The sequence below is a fragment of the Kurthia sp. Dielmo genome (assembly GCF_000307285.2).
In the GTDB taxonomy this organism is placed as follows: domain Bacteria; phylum Bacillota; class Bacilli; order Bacillales_A; family Planococcaceae; genus Kurthia; species Kurthia populi.
On the sequence record NZ_HE578956.1, the window covers coordinates 705,677 to 728,588 of the forward strand.

24 protein-coding genes and 1 pseudogene are annotated in these 22,912 nt (G+C 39.2%); all 25 read left to right on the top strand.

All coding sequences use genetic code 11. The features are described from left to right. Window positions 1-67 precede the first annotated feature (67 nt). The 25 genes and pseudogenes from KTHG_RS03795 (at window position 68) to KTHG_RS03915 (ending at window position 22,803) form a co-directional block, all read left to right on the top strand. Entirely contained in the window at window positions 68-724 is a 657-nt protein-coding gene (locus KTHG_RS03795; RefSeq protein ID WP_020189598.1) for a flagellar brake protein, read from the top strand. A gap of 108 nt (window positions 725-832) precedes the next feature. Then, entirely contained in the window at window positions 833-1,504 is a 672-nt protein-coding gene (gene cmk / locus KTHG_RS03800; RefSeq protein ID WP_020189599.1) for a (d)CMP kinase, read from the top strand. Between the two features lies 1 nt (window position 1,505). Next, window positions 1,506-2,096, top strand: a complete 591-nt coding sequence (locus KTHG_RS03805; RefSeq protein WP_020189600.1) for a lysophospholipid acyltransferase family protein — start codon at window positions 1,506-1,508, stop codon at window positions 2,094-2,096. An 87-nt stretch (window positions 2,097-2,183) separates the two neighbouring features. After that, entirely contained in the window at window positions 2,184-3,365 is a 1,182-nt protein-coding gene (gene rpsA / locus KTHG_RS03810) for a 30S ribosomal protein S1 (RefSeq protein WP_020189601.1), read from the top strand. Between the two features lie 179 nt (window positions 3,366-3,544). Beyond that, window positions 3,545-4,855, top strand: a complete 1,311-nt coding sequence (gene der, locus KTHG_RS03815) for a ribosome biogenesis GTPase Der (protein WP_020189602.1) — start codon at window positions 3,545-3,547, stop codon at window positions 4,853-4,855. A gap of 13 nt (window positions 4,856-4,868) precedes the next feature. Beyond that, window positions 4,869-5,888 carry an NAD(P)H-dependent glycerol-3-phosphate dehydrogenase gene (locus tag KTHG_RS03820; protein WP_020189603.1) on the top strand — a complete coding sequence of 340 codons (1,020 nt, stop codon included), beginning with the start codon at window positions 4,869-4,871 and terminating at the stop codon, window positions 5,886-5,888. A 643-nt stretch (window positions 5,889-6,531) separates the two neighbouring features. After that, window positions 6,532-6,807 carry an HU family DNA-binding protein gene (locus KTHG_RS03825; RefSeq protein WP_020189604.1) on the top strand — a complete coding sequence of 92 codons (276 nt, stop codon included), beginning with the start codon at window positions 6,532-6,534 and terminating at the stop codon, window positions 6,805-6,807. Window positions 6,808-7,030: 223 nt separating this feature from the next. After that, a complete protein-coding gene (gene folE / locus KTHG_RS03830; RefSeq protein ID WP_020189605.1) occupies window positions 7,031-7,624 on the top strand; it encodes a GTP cyclohydrolase I FolE in 594 nt (197 codons plus the stop codon). A gap of 64 nt (window positions 7,625-7,688) precedes the next feature. After that, window positions 7,689-7,931, top strand: coding sequence for a trp RNA-binding attenuation protein MtrB (mtrB, locus tag KTHG_RS03835; RefSeq protein WP_020189606.1), 243 nt, complete (start codon window positions 7,689-7,691; stop codon window positions 7,929-7,931). Window positions 7,932-7,944: 13 nt separating this feature from the next. After that, window positions 7,945-8,691 (top strand): heptaprenyl diphosphate synthase component 1, encoded by a 747-nt coding sequence (locus KTHG_RS03840; protein ID WP_020189607.1) that lies wholly within the window; start codon window positions 7,945-7,947, stop codon window positions 8,689-8,691. 20 nt (window positions 8,692-8,711) lie between these two features. After that, entirely contained in the window at window positions 8,712-9,416 is a 705-nt protein-coding gene (locus KTHG_RS03845) for a demethylmenaquinone methyltransferase (RefSeq protein WP_020189608.1), read from the top strand. 18 nt (window positions 9,417-9,434) lie between these two features. Then, window positions 9,435-10,409 (top strand): heptaprenyl diphosphate synthase component II, encoded by a 975-nt coding sequence (hepT, locus tag KTHG_RS03850; protein ID WP_020189609.1) that lies wholly within the window; start codon window positions 9,435-9,437, stop codon window positions 10,407-10,409. A gap of 98 nt (window positions 10,410-10,507) precedes the next feature. Then, window positions 10,508-10,927 (top strand): nucleoside-diphosphate kinase, encoded by a 420-nt coding sequence (gene ndk, locus KTHG_RS03855; RefSeq protein WP_020189610.1) that lies wholly within the window; start codon window positions 10,508-10,510, stop codon window positions 10,925-10,927. Window positions 10,928-11,058: 131 nt separating this feature from the next. Next, window positions 11,059-11,829 (top strand): CheR family methyltransferase, encoded by a 771-nt coding sequence (locus tag KTHG_RS03860; RefSeq protein ID WP_044527274.1) that lies wholly within the window; start codon window positions 11,059-11,061, stop codon window positions 11,827-11,829. A 227-nt stretch (window positions 11,830-12,056) separates the two neighbouring features. Then, window positions 12,057-13,238 (top strand): chorismate synthase, encoded by a 1,182-nt coding sequence (gene aroC / locus KTHG_RS03865; protein ID WP_020189612.1) that lies wholly within the window; start codon window positions 12,057-12,059, stop codon window positions 13,236-13,238. A gap of 3 nt (window positions 13,239-13,241) precedes the next feature. Next, complete coding sequence (gene aroB / locus KTHG_RS03870; protein WP_020189613.1) at window positions 13,242-14,330, top strand: 3-dehydroquinate synthase; 1,089 nt, start codon at window positions 13,242-13,244, stop codon at window positions 14,328-14,330. Then, the gene (gene aroH, locus KTHG_RS03875; RefSeq protein ID WP_020189614.1) at window positions 14,327-14,689 is read left to right on the top strand and encodes a chorismate mutase; all 363 of its coding nucleotides are present in this window, start codon (window positions 14,327-14,329) and stop codon (window positions 14,687-14,689) included. Before aroB ends, aroH begins: the two co-directional genes overlap by 4 nt. 24 nt (window positions 14,690-14,713) lie before the next feature. Continuing rightward, window positions 14,714-15,816 (top strand): annotated as a pseudogene (gene hisC / locus KTHG_RS03880) (histidinol-phosphate transaminase). After that, window positions 15,813-16,910 carry a prephenate dehydrogenase gene (locus tag KTHG_RS03885; RefSeq protein ID WP_020189615.1) on the top strand — a complete coding sequence of 366 codons (1,098 nt, stop codon included), beginning with the start codon at window positions 15,813-15,815 and terminating at the stop codon, window positions 16,908-16,910. Before hisC ends, KTHG_RS03885 begins: the two are co-directional and overlap by 4 nt. 16 nt (window positions 16,911-16,926) lie before the next feature. Then, complete coding sequence (gene aroA, locus KTHG_RS03890; protein ID WP_020189616.1) at window positions 16,927-18,213, top strand: 3-phosphoshikimate 1-carboxyvinyltransferase; 1,287 nt, start codon at window positions 16,927-16,929, stop codon at window positions 18,211-18,213. Between the two features lie 170 nt (window positions 18,214-18,383). Further along, window positions 18,384-19,643 (top strand): tetratricopeptide repeat protein, encoded by a 1,260-nt coding sequence (locus tag KTHG_RS03895; protein ID WP_020189617.1) that lies wholly within the window; start codon window positions 18,384-18,386, stop codon window positions 19,641-19,643. Window positions 19,644-19,664: 21 nt separating this feature from the next. Further along, window positions 19,665-20,219: a ReoY family proteolytic degradation factor gene (locus tag KTHG_RS03900; protein ID WP_020189618.1), complete on the top strand. Its 555-nt coding sequence runs from the start codon at window positions 19,665-19,667 to the stop codon at window positions 20,217-20,219. Between the two features lie 273 nt (window positions 20,220-20,492). Continuing rightward, window positions 20,493-21,086 carry a lipoprotein heptaprenylglyceryl N-acetyltransferase LhaT gene (lhaT, locus tag KTHG_RS03905; protein WP_020189619.1) on the top strand — a complete coding sequence of 198 codons (594 nt, stop codon included), beginning with the start codon at window positions 20,493-20,495 and terminating at the stop codon, window positions 21,084-21,086. 58 nt (window positions 21,087-21,144) lie between these two features. Continuing rightward, window positions 21,145-21,825: a zinc metallopeptidase gene (locus KTHG_RS03910; protein WP_044527275.1), complete on the top strand. Its 681-nt coding sequence runs from the start codon at window positions 21,145-21,147 to the stop codon at window positions 21,823-21,825. Window positions 21,826-22,077: 252 nt separating this feature from the next. Then, window positions 22,078-22,803 (top strand): C40 family peptidase, encoded by a 726-nt coding sequence (locus KTHG_RS03915; RefSeq protein WP_020189621.1) that lies wholly within the window; start codon window positions 22,078-22,080, stop codon window positions 22,801-22,803. Window positions 22,804-22,912: the final 109 nt, after the last annotated feature.

The following is a 22,912-nucleotide window of genomic DNA, read 5'->3' on the forward strand; positions in this document are numbered from 1 at the left end:
GGCGTTAAATCATGTATACTAGAGCCAACATCACATAAAAAAGTAGTTGCATAGGGGAGGGGCACCGATGGAATTTAAAATCGGGACAAATTTAACGCTAGAAACAATCAATCAAGACACGCCAGAACGCTATAGTTGTCGCGTAGTCGATGTGCTAGATGGAGAAATTTTTATTGATTATCCAATTCACAATGTAACAAAACGGACGGTCTATTTAAATGTCGGTGATACATTTCGTGTAACATTTATTGACGATAAGAAAGTGGCACATGCTTTTTTTACGACGATTTTAGGACGTAAAAAAGCAAATATCCCGATGATACGATTAGCCGCACCATCAGATGAAGACATCGAAAAAATTCAGCGTCGGGAATATGTACGCGTTGAAACGGCGATAGATGTCGCAATGCGCTATGACAATCAATTTTATCAATTTGTGACAGCGGACGTTAGCGCTGGTGGCATTGCAATTTATTTAAATCGCCTCTTACCGTTGAAGCCTGATGATGAAGTGGAATTAACACTGGTGTTGCCATTTGCAAAAGAAGAGGATGGTACGCAGTATGTCCACGTTACAGGGCGAATTATTCGGATTATCGAAAAGGATGAACAAAAAATTGTCCCCATTCAATTCGTTGATACCGATGAAATGGATCGGAAAATAATTACGCGTTTTTGCTTTGAGCGGCAACTCATTAATTACCGCAAAGAAATGTCTTATTAATCGAAAGAGTGAGCCACCGTGCTCGCTCTTTTTTTATGTGCTCGCAATGTTCGATTCCGGGTATTATATGATACAATACTACTTTAGAAAGAAAGCGAGGAATTTAGCGTGAAAAATATTCAAATTGCCATTGATGGACCAGCTGGTGCTGGGAAAAGTACAGTAGCAAAAATTGCTGCTGAAAAGCTTCAATACACATACATTGATACAGGTGCGATGTACCGCGCTTTAACATTAAAAGCCTTACGTACAAGTACTGATTTAGACTCAGAACAAGCGATTGCAGACTTATTAAAGGACTCAACAATCGAGCTTGTACCAGCTGAGAATGGTCAACGCGTACTATTAGATGGTGAAGATGTTTCAGAAGAAATTCGTTTCCCAAATATCTCTGCCAACGTTTCAAAAGTAGCGGCACATGCGGCAATGCGTGCTATTATGGTCGATTTACAACATGATATGGCTGCGCGCGGTGGTGTTGTAATGGATGGCCGTGACATCGGTACAGCTGTATTACCACAAGCTGAACTAAAAGTATTCATGTCTGCAACAGTAGAAGAACGTGCACGTCGCCGTTTTGAAGACAATAATAAACGCGGTATTGAATCATCTATTGAACAACTACAGCAAGAAATTGCACTGCGCGACAAGATGGACAGCGAACGCGAAGCATCACCACTTGTACAAGCGGAAGATGCCATTTTCTTAGATACAACGACATTATCAATCGATGAAGCAGCAGATGCCATTTTAAAATTAGCGAGTGAAAGGATGGCTTAATATGGAATTCTATCAATTTGCACGTGGCGTTGTAAAAACGGTACTGTTTCCATTTTATCGTGTAAAAGTAATTGGCCGTGACAACTTTCCTAAAGAAGGCGGCGTCTTAATCTGTTCGAATCACATCTCGAACTTTGACCCACCTGTTGTAGGAATTGCTGCACCACGTTCTCTTTACTTTATGGCGAAAGAAGAATTGTTTAAAGTACCTGTACTTAAGGGTATATTACCAAAGATTAATGCTTTTCCTGTTAAACGAGGCTTTAGTGATCGACAAGCACTACGTACAGCGCTAAACCTTTTAAAAGATGGCAATGTTGTCGGCTTATTCCCGGAAGGTCATCGTAGTAAAGATGGCAAGCTAGGGGAAGGGTTTAGCGGCGCGGGTTTCTTTGCGCTACGTGGTGGCGATGCTGTTGTGTTACCGTGTGCCGTCATTGGACCATATAAACGCTTCCATCCGATTACAGTTGTTTTCGGTAAGCCAATCGATATGACACCTTATCGTGAACGTCGTGCAAAAGCCGAGGAAGTAACAGCGGTTATTATGTCTGGAATTCAACAAATTCTAGACGAATACGAGCAAAAATAAAAAATAGTACGTTTGTAATAGCTAATTTTTGTTTTTAAGCGTTCTATCAACTAAAATAAAGGTAATCGATGTGAAGGAGGATTACATATGTCTGAAGAAATGAATCTGAATGAAGTAAAAGAATTACACGAAGGTGATATCGTCAAGGCGCGCGTAGAATCTGTTGAAGATAATCGCGTCATTGTATCGATTGAAAATGCAAAATACGACGGTATCATTCCAATTAGTGAGTTATCAAGTTTACATGTCGAAAAAGCATCAGATGCTGTAAAAGCGGGTGATGAGTTCGAAGTGATGGTGAAAAAGGTAGAAGAGCCATCAGCTGATTCAGAAGGCACAGGAAATTATGTTCTTTCGAAACGTCAAGTCGATGCCATCGCAGCGTGGAAAACATTAAAAGAGCAATTCGATGCTGGCGAAGTACTTGAAGCGGAAGTAAAAGACGTTGTTAAAGGCGGCTTAGTTGTTGACCTTGGTGTACGTGGTTTCGTACCAGCTTCATTAGTAGAAGATTATTTTGTTGAAACGTTTGACGATTATAAAGGGAAAACGCTGAAATTCAAAATCGTTGAAATGGATCAAGATAAAAACCGTTTAATTTTATCGCATCGTGCAGTATTAGAAGACGAAAAAGCAGAGAAAAAAGTTGAGGTCATCAATACAATTAAAGAAGGCGACGTGTTAGATGGTACGGTTCAACGTATCGCGGCATTTGGTGCTTTCGTTGATATTGGCGGCGTTGATGGTCTTGTGCATATTTCACAAGTAGCACATGAGCATGTCTCAAATGTCTATGATGTGTTAAAAGAAGGCCAAAAAGTACAAGTAAAAGTACTTTCTGTTGATCCGGTCAACGAACGTATTTCATTATCCATTAAAGATACGTTAGCAGGTCCATGGGAAGGCATTGAAGAGAAAGCGCCAAAAGGAGCGGTACTAGATGGCATTGTACGCCGTCTTGTAACGTTTGGTGCCTTTGTCGAAGTGTTCCCAGGTGTAGAAGGTTTAGTACACATTTCACAAATTGCACACAAACATATTAATACGCCACATGAAGTGCTGCAAGAAGGTCAAGAAGTTCAAGTGAAAGTACTTGAAGTAAGTGAAGATGAAAAACGACTGGCACTGAGCATTCGCGAATTATTAGAAAAAGAAGACAATGATGAGCCAACAGAGGAAGAGTATGACCTTCCTGAACAAGAAAGCGGCTTCTCATTTGGCGATCTTTTAGGCGAACAGCTAAAGGACTTTAAAACAGACGATAAATAATAAAAAGGCAGACGACTTCACATGAATTCGTCTGTTTTTCTTTTCTTTAAGACATAACTTTGATAAAATGAAATACAAATGGAAAGTATACGGATTAGGTGATGGGACGTTTCCGTACCATCATCTTTTTTGTTGCCTTATAAGTGAAAGATATGAAAGCTGGAAGGATGAAGTAAACTATGACGAAACCAGTCATCGCAATCGTCGGCCGTCCGAACGTAGGGAAATCAACTATTTTCAACCGTATCGTTGGCGAACGCGTATCCATCGTTGAGGACGTAGCGGGTGTAACTCGTGACCGTATTTATAGCTCAGCAGAATGGTTAACACATGATTTTAATATTATTGATACAGGTGGTATTCAACTAGGAGATGAACCATTCCTAGAAGAAATTCGCCAACAAGCAGAAGTTGCCATGGACGAAGCCGATGTTATCATTTTCATGACGAATGGTCGTGAAGGTGTCACAATGGAAGATGAGCAAGTTGCGAAAATCTTATACAAAACGAAAAAACCGGTCGTATTAGCAGTCAATAAAGTCGATAACCCAGATATGCGTGATTTAATTTGGGATTTCTACTCATTAGGTTTTGGCGATCCATATCCAATCTCAGGGTCTCACGGTCTTGGATTAGGGGATTTACTAGACGAATGTGCGAAGAACTTCCCAGAACAAGATGATACAGATTATGATGATAGCGTTATTAAATTCTCATTAATCGGTCGTCCAAACGTTGGTAAATCATCATTAGTAAATGCAATTTTAGGAGACCAACGTGTTATCGTATCAGATGTTGCGGGTACAACTCGTGACGCAATCGATTCACCATACGAATACAATGGCCAAGAATACGTTATTATCGATACAGCCGGTATGCGTAAAAAAGGGAAAGTGTATGAAACAACTGAGAAATATTCAGTGCTTCGTGCAATGCGAGCAATTGAACGTTCAGACGTTGTTTTAGTCGTATTAAATGGTGAAGAAGGCATTCAAGAACAAGATAAGAAAATTGCAGGTTATGCGCATGAAGCCGGCAAAGCCATTATCATTGTTATGAACAAATGGGATGCCGTTGTTAAAGACGAAAAAACAATGAACAAAAAAATCGAGGAAATTCGTGAACAATTTGTTTACCTAGATTATGCACCGATTGTTTTCACATCAGCGAAAACAGGGAAACGTGTACATGATGTATTACCAGTTATTAACCGCGTACATGATAACCACACAATGCGTGTACAATCTAGTATCCTAAATGAAGTGATTATGGATGCGATTGCACGTAACCCTGCACCAACAGATAAAGGGCGTCGTCTACGCATTTACTACGGTACACAAGTAGCGATTCAACCACCAACATTCGTTGTATTCGTCAACGATGTAGAACTAATGCACTTTACGTATGAGCGTTTCTTAGAAAACCGTATTCGTGATACATTTGATTTTGAAGGAACACCAATCCGTATTATTACACGTGCACGAGACTAAAGGAGCGATAACGATGGAGAAGGTAACGGTATTAGGTGCCGGTTCTTGGGGAACTGCACTTGCAACAGTGTTAGCAGATAATGGACATGATACATTGATTTGGTCACATCGAGAGGATCAGGCAACAGAAATTCATGAACATCATACCAATGCAAAATACTTGAAAGACGTTACATTACCAGCGAATCTACACGCAACAGCGAATATGGCACAAGCAATCGAGCATGCTTCAATTGTTGTAATGGCCGTTCCAACAAAAGGTATTCGTGAAACATGTCAAAAAATGATGCAAACATTAGATAAACCTGTATTATTTGTTCATGTGTCAAAAGGAATTGAGCCAGGCTCTCTTTTACGTATTTCAGAAATTATGCGAGAAGAGTTACCGGCATCTGTTATTGAAGACCTTGTTGTATTATCTGGACCGAGTCATGCAGAAGAAGTTGTTAAACAGCATCCAACAACTGTCGCAGCTTCTTGTGAAAGCTTAGTAGCTGCTGAGCGTGTGCAAGATTTATTTATGAATCAATATTTCCGTGTGTATACAAATCCAGATGTCATTGGCGTAGAAGTCGGTGGCGCTCTTAAAAATGTCATTGCCTTAGCGGCAGGTGCTGTTGATGGTATTGGCTACGGGGATAATGCGAAGGCTGCACTGATTACGCGTGGCCTTGCTGAAATCTCACGTTTGGGCGTCAAAATGGGCGCGAAGCCTTTAACATTTATGGGTTTAACAGGTATGGGTGACTTAATCGTTACGTGTACATCGGTACACTCACGTAATTACCGCGCTGGCTTTATGCTTGGCGAAGGGAAAAAGCTTGAGCAAGTTTTAGATGAAATGGGTATGGTCGTAGAAGGCGTACGCACAGCGAAAGCAGCACATCAATTAGCTGAAAAATACGATGTCGCACTACCAATTTCAGCTGCATTATATAGTGTGTTATTTGAAGATAAGAGACCACTTGATGCGGTCGATGATCTAATGCTGCGCATGAAGAAACGTGAAATGGATGAAATTTATAATAATTAATGCGATAAAAAAAGCTAGCAAAAAAATATTTTTGCTAGCTTTTTTGTATGCGAAAATAAAATAACTAATGCAAATGACCTAAAAAAATAGCGCTATTATCTGAAGCGAAAAAGAGAAGAAACGTTGATATATCAGTAGTTCAACGATTTTCAACATCTCTAAAACTACCATTTTATTTTTTTGCTATAAAATTGTTAAAATATGAAAAACGGATAATACAAACTTTTATCCACTAAAAAAACATTTAAAAGCGGATAATTTATACTATTTTATACAATTTGTTCGTAATATATGAACGTATGTTCGATTTCGTATATAAATAAATAAAGGTTATTTTTCCAATAATGGATTTTTTCATTCGTAAAAGTATTTTGGTATAAAAAATATTTTTCCAATTCAACCTTTTTCAGTTGCAAAAAGGATGTTTTATCGAACATAATAAAAATATGAATAAAACAGTCGGAAACGCGTAGAAACAGCGCTATCGCAAGTTTATCGATAGGTTAAAAGGTCTATTTTAGATGAATGAGGATTAAAGTTGATGAAAGTCGGTAAAAGGAGTATAAATATGGTTGCATAGCAATATTAGAGTGTGATAATCTTTTTACATGATTTTGACAACCGTTGAGAGGAGGTGACTAGTATGAACAAAACAGAACTAGTAAATGCTGTTGCAGAAGCTGCAGAACTTTCTAAAAAAGATGCGAGCAAAGCAGTTGAAGCTGTATTTGAAACAATCCAAGATGCACTTGCAAAAGGTGATAAAGTACAACTAATCGGTTTTGGTAACTTCGAAGTACGTGAACGTGCGGCTCGTAAAGGTCGTAACCCACAATCAGGCGAAGAAATCGAAATCGCTGCAAGCAAAGTACCTGCTTTCAAACCAGGTAAAGCGCTTAAAGATGCTGTCAAAGGCTAATTTTGCGTATTACATAAAAAAGAACAGCAAAAGCTGTTCTTTTTTTGTTTTATAGAAATGTGGCGTTTCGTGAATTAGCGAAACGCTTTTTTAATTACATAAATGAATTATCCTGAAGTTGCAATTTTCTGTTGTTTTCATGTAATGAAACTTTGCTTGTGGCCTATCATTATGCTAACATCTAGTTTGAGAAATGTATTGCTTTTAATGGAGGAACGAAACATTGACAAACACGACAGAACATACAGATAACAAAGTTGATTTAGATAAAATTAAGCAAGCTGTAACGATGATTTTAGAAGCTGTTGGTGAAGATCCGACTCGTGAGGGCTTAGAAGATACACCGAAGCGTGTTGCAAAAATGTACGCAGAGATGTTTGCAGGGCTTCATACAGATGCACGTGAGTACTTTGAAACGGTATTTCATGAAGGGCATGATGAAGTTGTCTTAGTGAAAGATATTCCATTCTTCTCAATGTGCGAACATCATCTTGTGCCATTTTACGGCAAAGCGCATGTAGCTTATATTCCACAAAATGGTGTTGTAGCAGGTTTAAGTAAATTAGCGCGTACGGTCGATACAGTTGCACGCCGCCCTCAATTACAAGAACGTATTACAGCAGAAGTAGCAACGGTGCTAGAGGAAAAATTAAATCCAAAAGGTGTTTATGTTTTAATCGAAGCAGAGCATATGTGTATGACGATGCGCGGTATTAAAAAACCAGGTGCAAAAACGATTACAACGGTTGCGAAAGGGATTTTTGAAACAGATGAAGTGAAACGTTCTGAAATTCTTTCATTCATTCAAATGTCTTAAAACAGGTCTCTTTTTATGGTATGATAAAAAGAGCAAATTTTTATTTTAGAAGGAGACGGAAGGCATGGCACAAAACGATTATGTTGTTATTCGCGCTGAGGAAGATGGCGTTCATGTTATCGGTCTAACACGCGGTGATGATACAAAATTTCATCATGCTGAAAAGCTAGATAATGGTGAAGTAATGATTGCACAATTTACAGATAATACGTCTGCGATGAAAATTCGTGGTAAAGCGGAAATTCAAACAGCACATGGCGTAGCACATAGCGGTCCCAAAAAAATAGGTTTCAACGAAATGAACTGAATGGAGAAATTTTATGATTGCAACAACTATCGAGCAACGAGTAGCACAATTTAAACAAAACATTTTCATGAAATTGCATCATAGAACGCTCCTTGAATATACAGGTCAACCCGTTGTTTCAGATGATGAATTATTTTATTTATTATTACCAGCACTCAATGGCGAGCGTTGGTCAGATAAGCAAGAACTTGCGGCAATAGGGGTCGCTATTAATTTAGCGGCACTTAATACGCATGAATTAATTGAAGAATTTGACGCAACATCAAAGGCACAACAACTGGCTGTATTAGCAGGGGATTTGTATAGTGGTGCTTATTATGCGACGCTTGCTGAAGTAGGGGATGTGCTTTTGATTCGCACAATTACCGAAGCTGTTGCTACAATAAGTGAGGAGAAAACGAAGCTCTATGAAAACGCACAGCAAACGATGGATGTGTGGTTACAGATGCTGACGACAATTGAAAGCGATTCAATTCGTCATTTCTTCAAACACTATCATCTTGAACAATACATTCCATTTGCTGAAAATGGCTTATTACTTAATAGACTTGCAGAGGAATTAGCTGCGTTGTCAAAAGGCGAAACTACGCTCTTTTATAAAGCGTTAGCGACACACCATGATGACGTAGAAGCGTTATTACGACAAGCACAAGAGATGCTCGCTACAACGTATGAAAATGTTGTTTCCACTTCTCCACTAGTGCATGATGATGTGAAAGAATGGATTGTAAGTCGCATTCATGAGCTAAAAACGAATTAACTTGAGAGAAGGTTGACACAATGGCACAAACGAAAGAACAACGTGTACATGAAGTTTTTGAAAATATTTCAGGCAGTTACGATACGATGAACTCGGTCATCAGTTTCCAATTGCATAAATTATGGCGTAAAGATACGATGGAGCGTATGGCAGTAAAACCTGGCTCTAAATCGCTTGATGTATGCTGTGGTACGGCAGACTGGACGATAGCAATGTCTGAAGCTGTTGGACCAACAGGAGAAGCATATGGTCTAGACTTTAGCCAAAACATGTTAAACGTTGGCATTGAAAAAACAAAGGATATCGACAACATTACCTTACTTCAAGGGAATGCAATGGAGTTACCTTTTGAAGATAATACATTTGATTATGTAACAGTTGGTTTTGGCCTTCGTAATGTTCCAGATTATTTACAAGCATTACGCGAAATGAATCGTGTTGTAAAACCGGGTGGTAAAGTAGTTTGCCTTGAAACATCCCAATCAGAAATTCCAGGCTACCGTCAACTATTCCGCTTTTACTTCCATTATGTTATGCCTGTATTTGGGAAATTATTTGCGAAAAGCTTCAAAGAATATTCTTGGTTACAAGAATCTGCGAACGTATTCCCAGGTGTCAAACAACTGAAAAAAATGTTCGAAAAAGCAGGTATGGAGAACGTCACATACAAACCATATAGCGGTGGCGCAGCAGCGGTGCACATTGGCTATAAAAAACAGCAATAGGCGAGAGAAGGTATTCAAGTGGAAAAGATGAAGCTAAAAATGCTTTATGCTGACTTAAAGTCAGATATCGATGTCATCGAAAAAGAATTAGAAAAAGCGGTGGGCTCGTCTTCACACTTTCTGAATGAAGCTTCTCTACATCTATTACAAGCTGGGGGGAAACGTCTTCGCCCAGTTTTTGTTTTGCTAGCAGCTAAGTTCGGACAATACGATATCCAAAAGGTTAAGCATGTAGCGGTGCCGCTAGAGCTTATCCATATGGGGTCGTTAGTGCATGATGATGTCATTGATAATTCAGAAATGCGAAGAGGTCGTCCAACAGTTAAAGCACAGTTTAACAATCGCATTGCGATGTATAACGGCGACTTTATTTTTGCGAGAGCATTAGAACATATGACGTATATTGATGAAGCAGAAGCGCATCAAGTACTGTCAAAAACGATGGTAGAGATTTGTATCGGCGAAATTTTACAAGTCGAAGATAAACGTACACTCGACCAAAACTTACGTGATTATTTCCGTCGTATTAAGCGGAAAACGGCCATCTTAATTGCCTCAAGCTGTCGCTTAGGTGCGATTGCTGGGGGGACGGATGCACGTACTGCCTGGCATTTAGAGCGTTTTGGCTATTATGTTGGCATGAGCTTTCAAATCATCGATGATATTTTAGACTTCACATCGACAGATAAAAAGCTCGGTAAACCAGCAGGCAGTGATTTGATGCAAGGGAATGTTACGTTGCCGGCACTCTATGCACGTAGTGATGCAGCAATTCGTCCGTTAATGGAAAAGGCACTTGATGGTTCAATGACTGAATCACAGCGCCAAGATATGCTGAGACTGATGCGTAAGTCTGATGCGATGAAGCGCGCACAGCACGTAAGCGATTTATATTTAGAAAAAGCATTGCGTGAAATTGACGCATTACCTGACAATAAAGTGAAGAAATCATTACGAGATATCGCTTTATACATGGGAAAACGTAAATTTTAAGCGATTCTGCATATAATTTGTTGAATCTTGCTTTATTCAATGATACTATTTATTTTGGGTCTAAAACCTGTATATAACTTGAAGGAGTGTAATTAAACATGGCTATCCAAACAACATTTTTAATGGTTAAACCAGACGGCGTTAAACGTCAATTAATCGGTGATATCGTAGATCGTTTCGAACGTAAAGGTTTCGTACTTAAAGGTGCTAAACTTATGCAAATCTCTCAAGAGCTTGCTGAAAAACACTACGCAGAGCACGCTGAAAAACCATTCTTCGGTGAATTAACTGATTTCATCACTTCTGGTCCAGTATTTGCTATGGTATGGGAAGGCGAAAACGTTATCTCTGTAGCACGTCTTATGATGGGCGCTACTAACCCAGCTGAATCAGCTCCTGGAACAATCCGCGGTGACTACTCAACTACAGTATCACACAACGTAATCCACGGTTCTGACTCTTTAGCATCAGCTGAACGTGAAATCGGCTTATTCTTCAACGAAAACGAATTACACTAATTCGACTTTTGAATAAGTAGAAGCATAACGCTTCGCTTGAAAGCACACTATCTTTTCGGATAGTGTGCTTTTTTTATAGGGCATGATACAGTATAATAGACATAGGACTTTAGGAGAGGAAACGAATGCATATGACAGATTATGAACAGTTTGTGGCAAGCATCAAACGAAAAACAGGCATCGATTTAGCTTTATATAAAGAAGCGCAAATGAAACGTCGTCTAACGTCGCTTTATGAAAAAAAGGGCTTTAAAAGCTTTATGGATTTTTATCATGGCATTGAAGCCGACCGTGCGTTACTTGATGAATTTTTAGACCGTATGACAATTAATGTTTCAGAATTTTATCGTAACGGCAAGCGTTGGGAAGTATTGCAGCAAAAAATCTTCCCGAGACTGTTAAAAGATAATAAGCGCTTGAAAGTTTGGAGTGCGGCATGCTCGACTGGAGAAGAGCCTTATTCATTAGCAATGGTATTATCTAATCATGTACCGTTATCACAAGTTGCGATTCAGGCGACGGATTTAGATAATAATGCGATTGCGAAAGCGAAAGCGGGTATTTACCCAGAACGCTCATTAGCAGAAGTACCAGCCAATATGAAATCTAAATATTTCACACAGGATGGCTCGTTTTATAAAGTATCGAATGATATTAAACAAACGACGACGTTTAAAAATCATAATTTATTAAAAGATAATTATGATAGTAATTTTGATTTAATCGTTTGTCGTAACGTCATGATTTATTTTACTGAGGAAGCAAAAGATCAAATCTATACAAACTTCAGTAAAGCATTACGCCCAGGTGGTGTGCTATTTGTTGGCAGTACGGAGCAAATCTTTAATCCAGCACGTTATGATTTTGAAATTGAGGATACATTCTTCTACCGAAAAAAATAATAAAACAACATCTAAACGAGAATTTGTGCAATATACAATTTCTCGTTTTTTAATTTCACGAATATGTAAGCTCTTACAAACTATGCTACAAAAAAATAACACGTTAAAATTATTAAAAAGTTCAGTCAATTTATGTGTATAATAGGAATTAGTACTGTAATTTACGAAAAAATATGTTATAGTGAAAAACATATAATTTAATGCGTTGAAGGGAGAAAGTGTTTAATATGAGATATTTAACAGCAGGCGAGTCACATGGACCGCAATTAACAACAATTATTGAGGGGCTTCCTTCATTATTACCATTAAAAGCAGAAGATATTAATAAAGGGTTAAAACGTCGTCAAGGTGGTCACGGTCGTGGTCGTCGTATGCAAATTGAAACCGATACAGTGGAAATTACATCAGGTGTACGTCACGGTAAAACATTAGGTTCACCGGTCGCACTTGTTGTAACAAATGATGACTGGTCGCACTGGACAAAAATTATGGGTGCAGAGCCGTTAGCTGAAGATATCGATCCTTCAGAAATTAAACGTCAAATCTCACGTCCACGCCCCGGACATGCAGATTTAGTTGGTGGGATGAAGTATGGTCACCGCGATTTACGAAATGTCTTAGAACGCTCATCAGCACGTGAAACAACGGTACGTGTCGCTGTTGGTGCAGTAGCAAAACAATTATTAGCAGAGTTAGGCATTAATATTGTTGGCTACGTAACAGAAATCGGTGGCGTAGAAGCAGATAAGGCTGCAACTGCTGGCAAATCTGTAGAAGAAATTCGTGCCATTATTGAAGAGGATGCTTGTTACTGTGCAGATGCAGAGGCTTCAGCTAAAATGGTGGAATTAATTGATGCTACGAAAAAAGCGGGCGATTCAATCGGCGGCATTGTCGAAGTTGTCGTAGAAGGGATGCCAGCAGGCGTTGGTTCATATGTCCATTATGACCGTAAATTAGACGGGAAATTAGCACAAGCAATGCTATCAATTAATGCTTTTAAAGGTGTTGAATTCGGGATTGGCTTTGATGCGGCACATGTGCCAGGCTCTCAAGTGCATGACGAAATTATTTGGGATGAAGAGCAAGGCTATACACGTCGTACAAATCGCTTAGGTGGTCTTGAAGGCGGAATGTCTACAGGTATGCCAATCGTTGTACGTGGGGTTATGAAGCCAATTCCAACATTATATAAACCATTAAAATCAGTGGACATCGAAACAAAAGAGGAATTTAAAGCGAGTGTTGAGCGCAGTGATGCCTGTGCAGTGCCTGCAGCATCTGTTGTGGCAGAGCATGTCATTGCATTTGAAATCGCGAAAGCATTACTAGATCAATTCCATGCGGATCAATTTCCACAACTGAAAAAACAAATTGATGATATTAAACAATACGCGAAGGAGTTTTAAGTCATGAAAATACCTGTTGAAACGCCTTCTCACCAATATGAAGTAGTGATTGGCAACCGTAATTTAACGGAGGCTGTCGCGACGATTGATGACAAAATCAACAAGGCGGATAAGCTAATTGTGCTAACGGACGAACATGTTTGGGCGGCACATAAGCAAACCTTTACAGACGTATTCCCTTATGATTTTACAGTGCATGTGATGCCGGCTGGGGAAGCATGTAAAACATTCGAAAATTACTATGCTGTACAAACATTTTTACTTGAGCAAAAAGCGACACGTAAAACGATGATTTTCGCTTTCGGTGGCGGTGCAGTAGGAGATTTAACAGGGTATGTAGCAGCGACGTTTATGCGCGGTGTGCCATTCGTGCAAATTCCGACGACAATTTTAGCACATGACTCAGCAGTAGGCGGTAAAACAGCAATTAGTCATCCACTTGGTAAAAATATGATTGGCGCTTTCTATCAGCCAGAAGCCGTGTTATATGATATTCGTTTTTTAGAGACATTACCAAAACGTGAAGTGCGCTCTGGGATGGCAGAAACGGTAAAACATGCATTGATTTCGAATAAACAATGGCTTGAACAATTATTGCAACATACTGTTTATGATTTTAAACAGCAAGAACTTGAACAGCAGCTTGAAAATGGTATTCGCGTCAAAGCGGACATCGTCAAGCGGGATGAGGAAGAGCATTCAGTGCGTAAGTTTTTAAACTTTGGTCATACATACGGTCACGCAATTGAAGCGGCGTCTGGCTTTGGAAAAGTAGCACATGGTGAAGCGGTTATGATTGGTATCGTGTACGCACTGTTACTCGGAGAAAATCATAGTAAGCTGACACATGAGTTCACGAAAGAGGTATTTGCGTTTGCGCTACGTAGTGCGTATCCATTTGAAGCCGTGCACGAGTTTTCATTCGATGAGCTACTGACGTATATGATGAAAGATAAAAAAGTTGAGTATGGCGAGCTACAATTTGTATTACTAAACGAAGTAGGGGAGCCATTTGTACAGAAAATTTCAGCCGAAGAAGCGCGTCAAACCGATGCGCGCTTACGTGCACTTTTACAGGAGGTGGAGAAATGATTCGAGGAATTCGAGGAGCCATTACCGTAGCTCAAAATGATGCAGCTCTTGTATTAGCAGAAACAACGAAGCTATTACATGCGATTATTGCAGCGAATGATGTTGATGCAGCAGATGTAGCATCTGTTATTGCGACGACGACACCGGATATTACAGCCGCATTCCCAGCAAAAGCAGTACGTACATATGACGGCTGGGATTATGTACCTGTTATGTGTATGCATGAGATGAATGTAGAAGGCGCTTTGCCGCTTTGCATTCGCTTGATGGTACATGTTGAAACAACTGTAGCACAAAAAGATATTCAGCATATTTACTTAAATGAAGCCGTAAAATTACGACCGGATTTAGTGAAATAAACAATTTATAAAGAGGCGATTTTGATGAAATGGAAAGAAACAGTAAAAGGATTAAAAGCATATGAACCAGGTAAGCCGATTGACGCGGTAAAACGTGAATTTGGTTTAGATGAAATTACAAAATTAGCATCAAATGAAAATCCACTAGGATGCTCACCAAAAGTAAATGCATTCTTAAAAAATACCGATTTTAATTTTGCGCTATATCCAGACGGTTACGCACAAGATATGCGTACAGCTGTGGCTAACCATGCCGGTGTTGCAGAAAAAGCTTATTGTTCGGCAATGGCTCAGATGAGTTAATTAGCATTATTTGCCGCGCGCTTTTATCACCAGAAACGAATACAGTGATGGCAACACCAACATTCTCACAATATAAATTAAATGCGGTTATTGAAGGCGCTGAAGTACGTGAAGTACCATTAAATGCGAATCGTGAACATGATTTAGATGCAATGCTTGCGGCAATTGATGATCAAACATCGGTTGTATGGGTATGTAGCCCGAATAATCCAACAGGTGGTATTACACCAACTGCTGCGATTCAAAACTTTTTAGCAAAAGTACCAGAAGATGTTTTAGTCGTATTAGATGAAGCGTATGTCGAATATGTGATGGACCCAGATTATGCAGATACATTACCACTTTATAAACAGTATAGCAATGTGCTGTTAATGCGTACATTCTCAAAAGCATACGGTCTTGCGGCTTTCCGCGTTGGTTATGCGATTGGTCAAGAAGCATTAGTGCGTAAATTAGATCCTGTTCGTGGACCATTTAACAACACTGTGTTATCACAAGCGATTATTCCAATTGCTCTAAGTGATACAGATTATATTGAAAAGTGTCGCGCAATTAATGCGGCAGGTAAGCAACAATATATTGCTTTTTGTGAAAAACACGGCTTAGATTATTACCCATCTGAAACAAACTTTATTTTATTCGAAATTAAAGCAGATAGTAATGAAGTATTCCAAGAGTTAATGTCTCGCGGTTATATCGTTCGTAGCGGTGCGGCACTTGGCGTACCAAATTATTTACGTATTACGATTGGCACTGAACAACAAAATGCTGGATTACTTGCACAACTGGAAGATATCTTAACGAAAAAAGGCGTACTTGCTTGAGACAAACCGTTCTGATCGTAGGGCTCGGACTCATTGGCGGCTCCATCGCGCTCGCTCTACAAAAATCACCGCAAAACTGGGTGATCGGTTATGATGCAAATCCAGATACGCTTCAAAGTGCAAAAGTGTTAGGTGTTGTTAATGAAACGACGCTAGATCCACAGCAAGCAATTCGTTATGCAGATGTGTGTATTTTTGCAACGCCTGTAAATGCTACGCTTGAATGGATGGAAAAATTAAAATCATGGGAACTTCCGCCGAATTTAATTGTTTCTGATACGGGAAGTACAAAGAGTTTAATTATGGATAAGGCGAGTGAGTTACAAGCGAAAGGCATTTCATTTATTGGTGGACATCCAATGGCAGGATCACATAAAAGTGGAGTGCTTGCGGCAAAACCAATTTTATTTGAAAATGCATATTATATGCTGACACCATTAGCAGGTGAAAACCCTGCACATGTCGACCAGCTTCATGAGCTATTAAAGTTAACGAATGCGAAATTGATGGTTGTTGATGCCGATGAGCATGACCATATGACGTCGATTGTGTCACACTTCCCACATGTTGTTGCCGCATCACTTGTGCATCAATTATCCGAAGAAAACGACGAAAACAAGTTAACGAAACAATTAGCTGCGGGTGGTTTTCGTGATATGACAAGAATCGCTGCCTCAGAGCCACAAATGTGGAGCGATATTGTACAGCAAAATAAGAAACATATATTAGAACAACTTCATCGTTGGCAGGCGGAGATGACTCGTGTTGAAGCGATTATCGAGCGTGACAATGAAGAAGAAATTACCGCGTTTTTTGCAGGGGCAAAGAACTTCCGTGATGACTTACCATTAACGCAAGGAGCGATGTTCTCGACGTATGATTTATATATTGACGTACCTGATCATCCTGGTAGTATTGCGGAAGTAACGGCATTACTTGCACAAGAACGCATTAGTATTACCAATATTCGAATCGTTGAAACGCGTGAAGATGTATTCGGTATTTTAGTCGTAAGCTTTACGAGTGAAGAGGACCGTAATTGTGCGGCTGAATGCATTAAAACACGTAGCCCATACGAATATTATATTGCGTAACCGAGGAGGAATTTTGATGGCGTCTAAAACGTTACAATTTAAAAAACCTTCATTGAAGGGGACGATTACTGTACCGGGAGATAAATCTATTTCGCATCGTTCGGTAATGTTTGGTGCGATTGCAAAAGGTACAACAACGGTGGAAGGCTTTTTACTAGGTGATGATTGTTTGAGCACAATCGATTGCTTCCGTAAACTCGGTGTCGATATCACGCTTGATGATACAAATGTTACTATTACAAGCGATGGCATGGATGCGTGGCAGGAGCCAACCGACATTTTATATACCGGCAATTCAGGCACAACGACGCGACTAATGCTTGGTCTATTAGCAGGCTCATCCGTCCATGCGGTGTTAAACGGTGACGCCTCAATTGGTAAACGTCCAATGAAGCGTGTCATCAATCCACTACGCGACATGAACGCCCATATTACAGGGCGTGCAGATGGTCAGTACACGCCGCTTGCCGTACAAGGGAAAATACTTACACCAATCGATTACACGATGCCTGTAGCAAGTGCACAAGTGAAGTCGGCAATTTTATTAGCAGCGCTAAATGCAGACGGGACAACGATTGTTCGTGAGCAGGAACCTTCTCGTGACCATACGGAGCGCATGCTACGCCAGTTTGGTGCGGACATTACATCTAAAGATGGCGTCATTACTTTTAGAGGTGGGCAAAAACTTACTGCAACACATGTATCTGTCCCTGGTGATATTTCATCAGCAGCCTTTTTCTTAGTAGCGGGCGCGCTAGCGAATGAGAGTGAGATTACACTGCATAATGTCGGCTTAAATCCAACACGTACAGGTATTATTGAGGCACTTGAAGCAATGGGTGCCAATATGACAATTACAATCGATGACGAAGCGGCTGCAGAGCCAACCGGTACGATTGTTGTGAAAACGTCTAACTTAAAGGCTACAACGATTGGTGGCGCTGTTATTCCGCGATTAATCGATGAAATTCCGATTATTGCGCTTCTTGCGACACAAGCACAAGGGAAAACGATTATTAAAGATGCGGAAGAATTGAAAGTAAAAGAAACCAATCGTATTGATGCGGTTGTTGATGAACTGACAAAACTGGGTGCAAACATTACTGCAACAGAGGATGGCATGATTATTGAAGGACCAACACCGCTACATGGTGCAACACTTCATACATATGGTGACCACCGTATTGGAATGATGGGTGCTATTGCAGCACTCATTACAGATGGTGATGTTACGTTAGATGATGCGGATTGTATTGCTGTATCGTATCCAACATTCTTTGATGATTTATCAACGTTACAATAATGAGAAGCAGGAGTTGTGCGTGAGCATGATTTCTGCTTTTTATGTCTTTAAATTCACTGATTCGATATAGTTATGAGCGAAGTTGTGCTTTTTAGGCATTTTTCTTGAGAAAAAAGATGCGCTCCTGTACGATAAAGGAATGACAAATTTCGTAGAATCAGGTGAGTATTATGAACACGCAACAACCAATTATTGAGGCCATTCAAAATGGTGATTTACATGCATTACATCATGCTATCGAGGATTTACTCGTATCAGCCGATGCCAACGAACAATATGAAATGGCTGATTACTTAATGAACTTCGGTTATTTAAAACAAGCCGATGAAATTTATGCACATCTTGTTTATTTATTCCCAGAGGAAGCACAGTTGAAAATTGACCGCGCAACCGTTTTAATGGAGCTTGAAGCAGAGGATGAAGCACTTGAAATGTTAATGGACGTCAAAGAAGACGCACCTGAGTACCCACAGGCGCTATTAGCTTTAGCGGATTATTATCAAATGCAAGGGCTATATGAGGTAGCAGAGCGTCATATTGATCACGCGATGGAGTTACTTCCCGCAGAGCCGTTATTATTATTCGCAAAAGCCGAATTAATGATGGAAATGGGCCGTTTATCTGAAGCAGCACGACTTTACGAAGAAGTGTATGCAACCGATAAAGAAATTGCAGGGGTTCGTATTATCGAACGCTTAGCGGACGTTCATCGCCAAGGCGGCTCGTATGAAGAAGCGCTTCATTATTATCAGCATGCGCTAAAAGATACGACATCAGCCGATTTATTATTTGGTGCGGCGTATGCGTCATTTCAAGCGGAGCAATATGAGCAAGCCATCCGCTATTTAGAAGACTTGAAAGTATTTGACCCTGACTACTTCGCAGGATACTTATTGTTAGCGCAAAGCTATGCTATGCAAGAAAACAATAAAAAGGCGTTAGAAGTAATCAAAGAGGGTATTACTAGAGATGAGTACGATAAGGAACTGTATTTATTTGCTGGTAAAATGGCCATTAAAAATAGCTTACCAGAAGAAGCAGAGGCATTTTTACGTCAAGCGATTGCATTAGACCCAGAGTATATGGAAGCGGTGTTAACGCTTGTGTCAATGCTATCAAATGATGAACGCGATGAAGAACTTATTGAAATTGTTGAAGGATTACACACAATCGATTTTGAATGGTCAACATTATCTACATTTGCTGCAGCTGCATACGATCGCTTAGAGGATTATGAGAAAGCGAGTAAACATTATGCAAATGCGTATCAAGATCATGATGACGATGCTTTATTCTTAGAGAAGTATGTATACTTCCTATTGGAAGATGGCCAGCATGATAAAGCGAAAGAAGTGGCGAAAAAATTAAATGCCTTACAGCCAGAAGAACAAGAATGGCTAGATTTACTTACTCGTTTTGATGAACAATAATCATTTGGGGAAGTGATATTAATGGAAACATCTATTTCAAACAAAGATAAAAAAACATTTGTCCGTTGGTTTTTAAAACGTTTTGATTTAAAACGTCGCGAATGCGTATGGATTTTAAATTATATTATTGGCGATGATGATTTATTAAGCCAAGTGCATTTTGTAGAAGATGCGCATTACTGTCCGCGTGCACTCGTTATTTCAACGACTGAATCAAGTGGTATCCCATTCCGCTTTTATAAAGGCAATATTATGACAGCGGACCCAGAGAAATCGTTTCATGATTTACGTATGAATAATGAAAAAGCAATTTATATTCAATTGAACTTTCCGAAACAACCGCCAGCTGAACAATACTTAGCGGTACTAGAAGAGAATCCGTTTATTCCTTCGTATATGCAAATTTCGTCGGAAGATAAGCAAGTAGCGCAGAAAATGTTATCGAAAAGCGTCTATGAATTCCAACATAGTAATTTATTACAGCAAATCGATGCAGCACTCGATGCAGGCAATAAAGACAAGTTTTTAGAACTAACCGCTTTATTAAACGATTTAGAAGCAGAGACAGCGCAATAAAAAGACTAGGACAGATTCAAACTCAATTTATCAATTGAAAGTAAAAGGAAAAGGCTTTGACATACGTATAAAAACAACCGTTCATATGAGCATAAGAAAAACCGGAATCGCGCTGTAGCGCGGTTCCGGTTTTTTCATTGCGAACGCTAAAAAAGGAAAATGACGTGTTTTGTCCCAGCCTCTTCTTTTCTTATGCTCCTTTTTTGAGCTTGAGTTGTCTTTTTCTACGCAAGTAGGCGCTTTTCACCTATAATCAAATAAAGGGGGAGAACGATGCAATTGATACGAAATATATTATTCGCAAAATGGTTTTTAGTTTTACTATTGCTCATTAATATTGGTGGAACAGTTTATGGCTATATCTGGTACGGTTGGCAGCTAGAACAAACTGCGCCAATCTTTTGGCTTTTCGTACCAGATAGTCCAACAGCGACATTATTTTTCTGCTTTGCCATTGTCGGTTGGCTCACGGATCGCCATTTTCGCATATTTGAAGCATTAGCACTCGTTACGAATGTAAAGTATGGAATTTGGGCTGTTGTTATGAATATCTTTACAATCATTCAATTAGATGGCAATGTGGGCTGGCAGGCGTATATGCTCATTGCAAGTCATGGGCTAATGGCAGTACAGGCACTGCTGTACATACCGAAATATGATTTTAAACCGGTGCATATTATCATTACAGCGATTATCGTCTTGCATAACGAAATCATTGATTATGTTTTTGGTCAAATGCCGATTTATAGTGTATTAAATGAGTATATGAACGGAATTGCCTATTTCACATTTTGGCTATCAATTGGTAGTATTTTACTTGCGCTTTTTGTGTATAAACGAAGCCTTTTAGTTGCGAGGAAGTACTAGCGCCTTATACAATAGAACTATGAATGATATAGGAGGAATGTAAACAGTGTCTATCGGTATGATGATTGTTTATTTCGCTGTTTTAATGTTATTACCACTTTATGCACAGCGAAAAGTGAAGTCGACATATAAAAAATATTCACAAGTTCAATCGACTTCTAATATGACGGGGGCAGAAGTGGCGCGTCGTATTTTAGATATGAATGGTTTAGAGAATGTTCGCGTCGAGCCAGTAGCGGGCGTGTTATCGGATCATTATGATCCAACTGATCGCGTTGTTCGCTTGTCAGAGAGTAATTTCTATGAGGCATCTGTTGCAGGTACTGCAGTAGCAGCCCATGAAGTTGGTCATGCGATTCAACATAAAGAATCGTATAACTTCTTAACAGTACGTTCTAAATTAGTTCCTGCTGCTACTATTTCATCAAATGCTTCATGGATTTTCATTATGATTGGGATGATTGCTTCTTGGCAACCACTAATGTTAATCGGTATTATCCTATTAGCAATCGGTGTAGTATTCCAGTTGGTGACATTACCAGTAGAATTCGATGCTTCTAAGCGCGCAATGAACCAAATTGTTGAATTAGGCATTATTCGCAATGAAGAAGAAGCTTCCGCTCGTAAAGTATTAAATGCCGCAGCGATGACATATGTTGCAGCAGCAGCAACGGCTGTTATGGAATTAGCACGTTTATTACTAATGTATACAGGCATGGGGAATAACAGAGAAGACTAATCAAAAAAAACATCAATTTCTATTATAGAAATTGATGTTTTTTTATGTTTATTTAATTCGAAAATCAGTTTTATATTAAAAATCGTCATATAATGTATTATGTTTGTTACATTTTTGTAATGTTTTTGTCCTCTTATCGTATTGTTTATTGTGTAAAGTAGTGATTGTGAAAAGCAACACAAACTAACATTTAAAAATACTAACTTAATTATATAAAAAAAATAACGAATATGAATGGAGAACATAAACACTATGAAATTAACAAAAACGATGACATCACTAGCGCTAGCATTTACAGTAGGACTATCAGGAGTAGCAACTACATCTACAACATTTTCACCAGTAGATTCAATTGAAGCAAAAGCAGCAACAACAATTGCATACAAAGCAAAATTATTTGTAAACTCTCCAGATGGCACATTAAACATGCGTAAATCTGCAAGTGCTACATCTGCAAAAGTTCAAACATTAAAACAAGGCAAACAAGTAAATGTAACAAAGAAAAAAGTTGTTGGTGGCGCAACGTGGTTATACGGTACAGCTTCAGGTAAAAAAGGCTGGATGAATGCTAAATATTTATCTTCTAAAAAAGTTACACAAGTATCAAATTCTTCAAACTTTAGCTCAGCAATTTCTTATGGCGCACGCTTCTTAGGCACACCATATGTATGGGGCGGCACAACACCATCAGGATTTGATTGCTCAGGTTTCACTAGTTATGTATACCGCAATGCATTAGGTAAATCAATTCCACGTACATCAGGTGCACAATATACAGCGTCTAAGAAAATTTCTAAATCACAACTACAAGTTGGTGATTTAGTATTCTTTAACACATCAGGTGGCGGTGTATCACACGTATCAATCTACGCTGGTAACAATAAATTATTACATGCTGCTGGTAAACAAGTTAAATACTCAAACCTTTATGATGGTTACTGGAACAAACGTATCGTAGGTTACGGTACATTCCGCTAGTTCATACAATGGGGTGTCTCTTATGAGGCATCCTTTTTTATTTTATTATGATAATGAAGTCTTTTGATAATATAACGAAAAACGACCGAATGTATAAATTTTTATACAT

Coding starts and splice junctions, on each gene's coding strand:
- aroB (WP_020189613.1), top strand. CDS start 13,242: ATGAAAATACCTGTTGAAACGCCTTCTCACCAATATGAAGTAGTGATT.
- KTHG_RS03845 (WP_020189608.1), top strand. CDS start 8,712: ATGGCACAAACGAAAGAACAACGTGTACATGAAGTTTTTGAAAATATT.
- mtrB (WP_020189606.1), top strand. CDS start 7,689: ATGGCACAAAACGATTATGTTGTTATTCGCGCTGAGGAAGATGGCGTT.
- KTHG_RS03820 (WP_020189603.1), top strand. CDS start 4,869: ATGGAGAAGGTAACGGTATTAGGTGCCGGTTCTTGGGGAACTGCACTT.
- KTHG_RS03825 (WP_020189604.1), top strand. CDS start 6,532: ATGAACAAAACAGAACTAGTAAATGCTGTTGCAGAAGCTGCAGAACTT.
- lhaT (WP_020189619.1), top strand. CDS start 20,493: ATGCAATTGATACGAAATATATTATTCGCAAAATGGTTTTTAGTTTTA.
- rpsA (WP_020189601.1), top strand. CDS start 2,184: ATGTCTGAAGAAATGAATCTGAATGAAGTAAAAGAATTACACGAAGGT.
- KTHG_RS03805 (WP_020189600.1), top strand. CDS start 1,506: ATGGAATTCTATCAATTTGCACGTGGCGTTGTAAAAACGGTACTGTTT.
- KTHG_RS03860 (WP_044527274.1), top strand. CDS start 11,059: ATGACAGATTATGAACAGTTTGTGGCAAGCATCAAACGAAAAACAGGC.
- KTHG_RS03900 (WP_020189618.1), top strand. CDS start 19,665: ATGGAAACATCTATTTCAAACAAAGATAAAAAAACATTTGTCCGTTGG.
- KTHG_RS03910 (WP_044527275.1), top strand. CDS start 21,145: ATGATGATTGTTTATTTCGCTGTTTTAATGTTATTACCACTTTATGCA.
- KTHG_RS03840 (WP_020189607.1), top strand. CDS start 7,945: ATGATTGCAACAACTATCGAGCAACGAGTAGCACAATTTAAACAAAAC.
- aroC (WP_020189612.1), top strand. CDS start 12,057: ATGAGATATTTAACAGCAGGCGAGTCACATGGACCGCAATTAACAACA.
- aroA (WP_020189616.1), top strand. CDS start 16,927: ATGGCGTCTAAAACGTTACAATTTAAAAAACCTTCATTGAAGGGGACG.
- der (WP_020189602.1), top strand. CDS start 3,545: ATGACGAAACCAGTCATCGCAATCGTCGGCCGTCCGAACGTAGGGAAA.
- ndk (WP_020189610.1), top strand. CDS start 10,508: ATGGCTATCCAAACAACATTTTTAATGGTTAAACCAGACGGCGTTAAA.
- KTHG_RS03895 (WP_020189617.1), top strand. CDS start 18,384: ATGAACACGCAACAACCAATTATTGAGGCCATTCAAAATGGTGATTTA.
- KTHG_RS03915 (WP_020189621.1), top strand. CDS start 22,078: ATGAAATTAACAAAAACGATGACATCACTAGCGCTAGCATTTACAGTA.
- aroH (WP_020189614.1), top strand. CDS start 14,327: ATGATTCGAGGAATTCGAGGAGCCATTACCGTAGCTCAAAATGATGCA.
- KTHG_RS03795 (WP_020189598.1), top strand. CDS start 68: ATGGAATTTAAAATCGGGACAAATTTAACGCTAGAAACAATCAATCAA.